At 63.3% G+C, this 6,102-nt stretch carries 5 protein-coding genes; 4 read left to right on the top strand and 1 reads right to left on the bottom strand.

What is annotated here, in order from left to right:
• Positions 1–255 precede the first annotated feature (255 nt).
• Positions 256–921 carry a GMP/IMP nucleotidase gene (yrfG, locus tag GPT33_RS16055; protein ID WP_296810827.1) on the bottom strand — a complete coding sequence of 222 codons (666 nt, stop codon included), beginning with the start codon at positions 919–921 and terminating at the stop codon, positions 256–258.
• A gap of 69 nt (positions 922–990) precedes the next feature.
• Between yrfG and nudE the strand changes: the two genes are divergently transcribed.
• The 4 genes from nudE to GPT33_RS16035 all read left to right on the top strand — a co-directional run.
• The gene (gene nudE / locus GPT33_RS16050) at positions 991–1,536 is read left to right on the top strand and encodes an ADP compounds hydrolase NudE (protein WP_296810824.1); all 546 of its coding nucleotides are present in this window, start codon (positions 991–993) and stop codon (positions 1,534–1,536) included.
• A 262-nt stretch (positions 1,537–1,798) separates the two neighbouring features.
• Positions 1,799–2,845, top strand: a complete 1,047-nt coding sequence (locus GPT33_RS16045) for a thioredoxin fold domain-containing protein (RefSeq protein ID WP_296810823.1) — start codon at positions 1,799–1,801, stop codon at positions 2,843–2,845.
• 340 nt (positions 2,846–3,185) lie between these two features.
• Positions 3,186–5,324: a phosphate acetyltransferase gene (gene pta, locus GPT33_RS16040; protein WP_296810821.1), complete on the top strand. Its 2,139-nt coding sequence runs from the start codon at positions 3,186–3,188 to the stop codon at positions 5,322–5,324.
• Between the two features lie 13 nt (positions 5,325–5,337).
• A partial coding sequence (locus GPT33_RS16035) for an acetate/propionate family kinase (protein WP_296810819.1) occupies positions 5,338–6,102 on the top strand: 765 nt, incomplete at its 3' end.

Here is a 6,102-nt window from a genome sequence, read left to right as displayed (position 1 = left end):
CACCCCGGAGGCAGCCCGAAGTCGCCGCGTTGACAGACCCGTCGGCGTTCACCGGTGCGGCTGTGACCGAGAGCCTGGAGGCGAGCCCACCGCGCACGGAGGCCCCGAGCGGTGAGCCAAAGAAGCGACGCCGGCGGCGTCGGTCGAAAAAACCGAGCGCAGAAGGCGCGAATCCGCCGACGCCCTCTTCAGCGCCCGAACCGGTCGATTGAGGAGTGAAACCGCAACCTGCGGCCCCTGCGACATCGGGCTCATTCAGTCCGCATGCAGACTCGGAAGCAGATCGCCGAAGTGAGCGATCGCCGGGAAATCGGCGACCTCGCGCCTAGGACCCTTCGAGTCGGGCTCGACCACGGCCATCAACCAGCGAAATCCGAAATCGCGCGCCGCCCGCAGGACGCTCGTGCTGTCGTCGATGAAGAGGGTGCGCTCGACGTCGAAAGGCTCGATCGCGTGCACCAGCGACCAAAACCCCGGCGCCTCCTTGGCGACCTTCAGGTCATGCGAGCAGATGACCCGATCGAAGTGTCCCCCGAGACGGGTCCGCGCGAGCTTAAGAGCGAGCGCCTTCTGATGGGCGTTGGTGACCAGGACGCGCCGCTTGCCACGTCGCTCGAGTGCTTCCAGGAAGTCGAGCACATGCGGATGGACCGCGATCAGGTGCTCGACCTCCTGCTTGAGCAGGGCGATATCCAGACCGAGCTCGCGGCTCCAGTGGTCGATGCAATACCACTCGAGTGTGCCCTCGACGTCGCGATAGCGAGCGAGCAGCTGGGCCTTGGCCATCTCGGGCACAAGACCGCGGGCTTGGGCATAGCGCTTGGGGACATGCTCGAGCCAAAAATGATTGTCGAAGTGCAGGTCGAGCAGGGTGCCGTCCATGTCCAAAAAGACGGTGTCGATACGATGCCAATCGATCATGCCATACCCCTTGTCGCCTCGTGTTTTCAGCGTCGCTTCGTAGCGACTTGACCCATCGGAGTTTCGTTCATGCTTCGTAAACCGAAAATACTGGATCGGCGAATCGTCGCCCAGAGCCGCTTGTTCCGGGTGGAAGAGGTCGATCTGGAGTTTGCGAACGGCGCGCGCCGCACCTTCGAGCGCGTGCCCGGCGGCACGGATTCGGTCATGATCGTCCCCATGCTCGACCCCGAGACGGTGCTCCTGATCCGCGAATACGGCGCCGGCAGCGATCGCTACGAGCTCGGACTGCCCAAGGGCGTCGTGGAAGCGGGCGAGGATCCCTTGGCCGCCGCCGATCGCGAGATCCAGGAGGAGATCGGCTACGGTGCGCGTGATCTGCGGATCATCAAACGCGTCTCCCTGGTGCCCGGCTATATCGAGCATCATAGCCTTATCGTGCTGGCACGCGACCTCTATCCCAGCCGTCTCCTCGGCGACGAGCCGGAGCCGATCGAGGTGGTGCCCTGGAGGCTCGACGCGATCGACGAGTTGCTTGCTCGGGAGGATTTCGACGAGGCTCGATCGGTGGCGGCTCTGTTCATCGCCTTGCGTGTCATGGATCGCGAGCGCTGACCGATCCGAACCGGTGATCCGGATGGGCCCCGGACGGCGTTCACGACTCAACCGCGCCCGGTGCGGTATGCGTCGTTTGCTGGATTGGCTTGGCCGCGCCGGCGCCGACAACCGTCGGAGCCGGCGCGGTTTAAAGTATAAAAATATTAAATTTTTAAACCGCGTCTCCAAAAAAAGGTCGGAAGAATCCTTGAGCTCGACACAACATGAAAACGACGCATTTCACTCTGGACGCGGTTTAAACCCCCAACGGAGATCACGCATGTTTCGTTTTTCCGCCGCCTCGGCGATCGTCTTGACACTGGGTCTGATCACGGGCGCCCCGACGGTCATCGACGGCGCGAAGGCCCAAGACGTGCCCCCGCCGGATGATTCGGCCTACAGCTTCGACGACTTCCCGCGCGAGGATCTGCTCGAGCATCCGGATTGGTTCAAAACGGGTTTCCTCGATCTTCCCAGCGATCTCGAGGAGGCGATCGCCGACGGGAAACAGGGATTGATCGTCTATTTCGGGCAGAAACATTGCGCCTACTGCCACAAGCTCCTGAACGAAAACTTCGGCCTTTCCGATATCCTCGAGTACACTCAGCGCCATTTCGATCTGGTCTCCATCGACGTCTGGGGCGTGGAGGAGGTCACGACGGTAGACGGCGAGGTGATGACCGAGCGCGAGTTCTCGGTCCGCGAGGACACCAATTTCACCCCATCACTGCTCTTCTACGACGCCGAGGGCAAGCTCGCCCTGCGCCTGCGCGGCTACTATCCGCCCTATCAGTTTCGCGCCGCGCTCGAGTATGTCGCCGACGGGCACTACACCCGCGAGACCTTTCGGGACTATCTCGCCCGCGGCGAGAACCGGATGGTGTTCGAACCGGAGGATCTCAACGAGCAGCCCTTCTTCGCGAAGCCCCCGTACAACCTCGATCGACGCTTCCCGAGCGAGCGCCCGCTCGCCGTCTTCTTCGAGCAGGGCGATTGCCACGCTTGCGACGTGCTGCACGGCCAAGCCCTGAAGGAGCCCGCGATCACCGGCTATTTCGGCAACTTCGACAGCGTTCAGCTCGACATGTGGTCGGAGACGCCCGTCGTCACGCCCTCCGGCGAGCGCACCACGGCACGCGCTTGGGCCGAACAGCTCGGGCTTTTCTATGCCCCGTCAATCCTCTTCTTCGACGAGCGCGGCAAGGAGCTGCTGCGCGTCGACTCGGTCGTGCGCTTCTATCGGCTGCGCAACGTCTTGAATTACATCAGCAGCAAGGCGTACTTGACCGAGAGTTTCGGAGAGTGGCGCCTGTCCGAGGCCCTTTGAACCGCGGTTGAACCGCGTCCGGCGTGACATGGACGGTCCGGGGATTGCCTCGACCTCGTCGATTCCGCCGGGCGTCGGCGTCGACGCGGTTCAAGATGAGAAAAATTTTAATGACTTAAGCCGCGTCAGGGGTAAGGCATTTGGTGCACTCGACGGTGCGGACCTGAATCGCACATCCACATGTCGCGCGGACGCGGCTTAATGCGAGGTCGCGGCCGGGAGCCGTTATCTGGTATTTTTGCGCAGTGCAGCATTCGGGGCGTTCGTCGTGCCGAATCATCCAACCATTCGATCGGGTCGCTCGACCCCGTCCAGCCTGTTTCGCGCAAGAGGAAGATCCATGCAAAGCGTCTACATCGCCGGTGCCGGTTCCGGCAGCGGTAAGTCCGTGGTTGTTCTGGGCTTCATGGAGATGCTCTACGCCGTCAATCGGAAGGTGGGGTTCTTTCGCCCGATCGTCTCCAAGGGCGTCGAGCGCGACAATCTGACCACCCTGATCCGCAGTCGATACGACCTGCCCTTCTCCCCGGAGATGCTCTACGGATGCACGGCCGAGACCGCCAGCCATCTGGTCGCGGCTGGTCACTATGACGAGCTTCTGAAGATGATCTTGAATAAATTCAAGATGCTGGAAGAGAGCTGCGATCTCGTCGTCTGTGCCGGAACGGACTTCGACGGCCTGGTTCCCTCCCTGGAGTTCGACTTCAACGCCGACCTGGCCAACAACCTCGGCTGCAACGTCGTGGTCGTGGTGAAGGGCTTCGGCCGCAGCCCGGAAGAGGCGCTCGAGGCGCTTTACATGGCCCACGAGTCGATGCGCAATCGCGGCGGAGACTTCCTCGCGAGCGTCATCAACGGGGTCGACCCGGAGCATGTCGAAACGGTCAAGGCCCGTGCCCGCAAGCTCTTGCCGGAGCGCGAGAACGTCTATGTGCTGCCGCGCCAAGCGGCACTCGGGATGCCGACCGTGGGCGAGATCCGCCAGGCCCTGGACTGCGAGTGTCTCTGCGGCGACGGCGATGCCATGAACCAGGTCGTCTCCAACTACAAGATCGCGGCGATGGAGGTCCCGGATTTCCTCAGCTACATCGAGGACGGCTGTCTCATCATCACCGCGGGCGACCGATCCGACATCATCCTCGCGAGTCTCGCGGCCGACGTCTCCTCCTCCTTCCCCCGTGTGGCCGGGCTGCTCCTGACCGGCGGGCTGCAGCCGGCCGAGAATGTGCAGCGTTTGCTCGAGGGGCTGCGTCGCACCAAGGTCTCGATCCTGCGCGTGTCGACCGACACCTTCACCACCGCCATGAGGGTCAACGGCATCGAGGCGACCATCCTCCCCGGCGACGAGCGCAAGATCGCGGCGGGCCTCGGCGTCTTCGAAGGTCATGTCGACGTCGAAGAGCTACGCGCCCGGATCGCGGTGCGACACTCCGACCGCACCACGCCGTTGATGTTCGAGTACGAGCTGGTGCGTCGTGCCAAGACGCGCCGTCAACGCATCGTGTTGCCCGAGGGTACGGACGAGCGGATTCTGCGGGCCGCCGAGATCCTCACGCTGCGCCAAGTCGTGGATCTGACTCTGCTCGGCGACCCCGAAAAGATCCGCCGTCGGATCGGCGAGCTGGGGCTCAAGCTGGACGAAATCCCCATCATCGACCCGATCACAGCTCCGGATCGCGAGCGCTATGCGCAAACCTATTTCGAGCTGCGCAAGCACAAATGCATCTCCGAGCAGATGGCGCGCGACGCCTTGGAAGACGTGAGCTATTTCGGCACCATGATGGTCCACGCAGGCGATGCCGACGGGATGGTGTCGGGTGCGGTGCATACCACCCAGCACACCATCCGACCGGCCTTCGAGATCATCAAGACCAAACGCGGGGTGAAGCTCGTTTCCAGCGTCTTCTTCATGTGTCTCGCCGATCGGGTCCTGGTGTACGGCGACTGCGCCGTCAACCCGAACCCGACCGCGGAAGACCTCGCCGACATCGCCATCACCTCGGCCGGGACGGCGGCGGCGTTCGGGATCGAGCCGCGTGTGGCCATGCTGTCCTATTCCAGCGGCAGCTCGGGCAAGGGCGCGGACGTGGAGCGGGTGCGCGAGGCGGTGCGGATCGCACGCGAGCGACGTCCCGATCTCAAGCTCGAGGGTCCGATCCAGTACGATGCGGCGGTCGACATCGGCGTGGCTCGCTCGAAGATGCCCGAGAGCGAAGTCGCCGGGCGCGCGACCGTTTTCGTCTTTCCGGACCTCAACACCGGCAACAACACCTACAAGGCGGTGCAGCGCAGCGCCAATGCCGTGGCCATCGGCCCGGTGCTTCAGGGTCTGAACAAGCCAGTCAACGATCTGAGCCGAGGCTGCACCGTGACCGACATCGTCAATACGGTGACAATCACCGCAATCCAGGCGCAGAACGATCACGCACTCGCTTTGGCGCAAGCCGACGCCGATGCCCTCGGCATCGCTCGGGACTGACCAGGAGACTCAGGTGAAGGTACTTGTCCTCAATTCAGGCAGCTCGTCGATCAAATATCAGCTCTTCCGCAGCGAGGATTGGGTTGCCCTCGCCTCGGGCTCGGTGTCGCGCATCGGCGAGCCGGAGGGCGAGATCAAGGAGGAGTGGTTGGATGCCTCCGGGATCCGGCAGTCGGGACGCGCCCGGGTGCCGATTCCCACCCACCAAGACGGCATCGACCGTATCGTCAAGGCGCTGCACGAGACCAGGGTCTTGGGCGATGTCTCGGAGCTGGCCGTGATCGGTCATCGCGTCGTCCACGGCGGCGAGCATTTCAAGCGCCCGACCATCGTCGACGATGCCGTCGCCGAGGCGATTCAGGGCGTAGTCCCCCTGGCGCCACTGCACAATCCGGCCCATCTCGCCGGTATCGAGGTGGCCCGCCGGCTCTTCCCGACGGTCCCCTCGGTCGCGGTCTTCGACACCGCGTTTCATCATACGATGCCGCGGACCGCCTATCGCTACGCGATCCCCGAGTGGCTGTACCGCGAGCACAGGATCCGCCGGTACGGCTTCCACGGCACCTCGCACTACTACGTCGCCAAACGCGCCGCCGCGATGCTTGGCCGGTCTTTGGAGTGCTGCAACCTGATCACGCTACATCTGGGCAACGGCTCGAGCGCAACCGCGATCCGCGACGGCAAGAGCGTTGACACCTCCATGGGTCTCACCCCGCTGGAAGGTTTGGTGATGGGTACGCGTTGCGGCGACATCGATCCGGCAATCCAATTTTATCTC

The organism is Thiocapsa sp. (assembly GCF_011390875.1).
Classification (GTDB): Bacteria; Pseudomonadota; Gammaproteobacteria; order Chromatiales; family Chromatiaceae; genus Thiocapsa.
Note: the sequence above shows the minus strand (reverse complement) of the source record. Positions and strands in the feature narration are given on the sequence as shown.

Bases quoted from the DNA above. Each gene is read 5' to 3' on its own strand.
- pta (WP_296810821.1), top strand. From the start codon at position 3,186: ATGCAAAGCGTCTACATCGCCGGTGCCGGTTCCGGCAGCGGTAAGTCC.
- yrfG (WP_296810827.1), bottom strand. From the start codon at position 921: ATGATCGATTGGCATCGTATCGACACCGTCTTTTTGGACATGGACGGC.
- nudE (WP_296810824.1), top strand. From the start codon at position 991: ATGCTTCGTAAACCGAAAATACTGGATCGGCGAATCGTCGCCCAGAGC.
- GPT33_RS16045 (WP_296810823.1), top strand. From the start codon at position 1,799: ATGTTTCGTTTTTCCGCCGCCTCGGCGATCGTCTTGACACTGGGTCTG.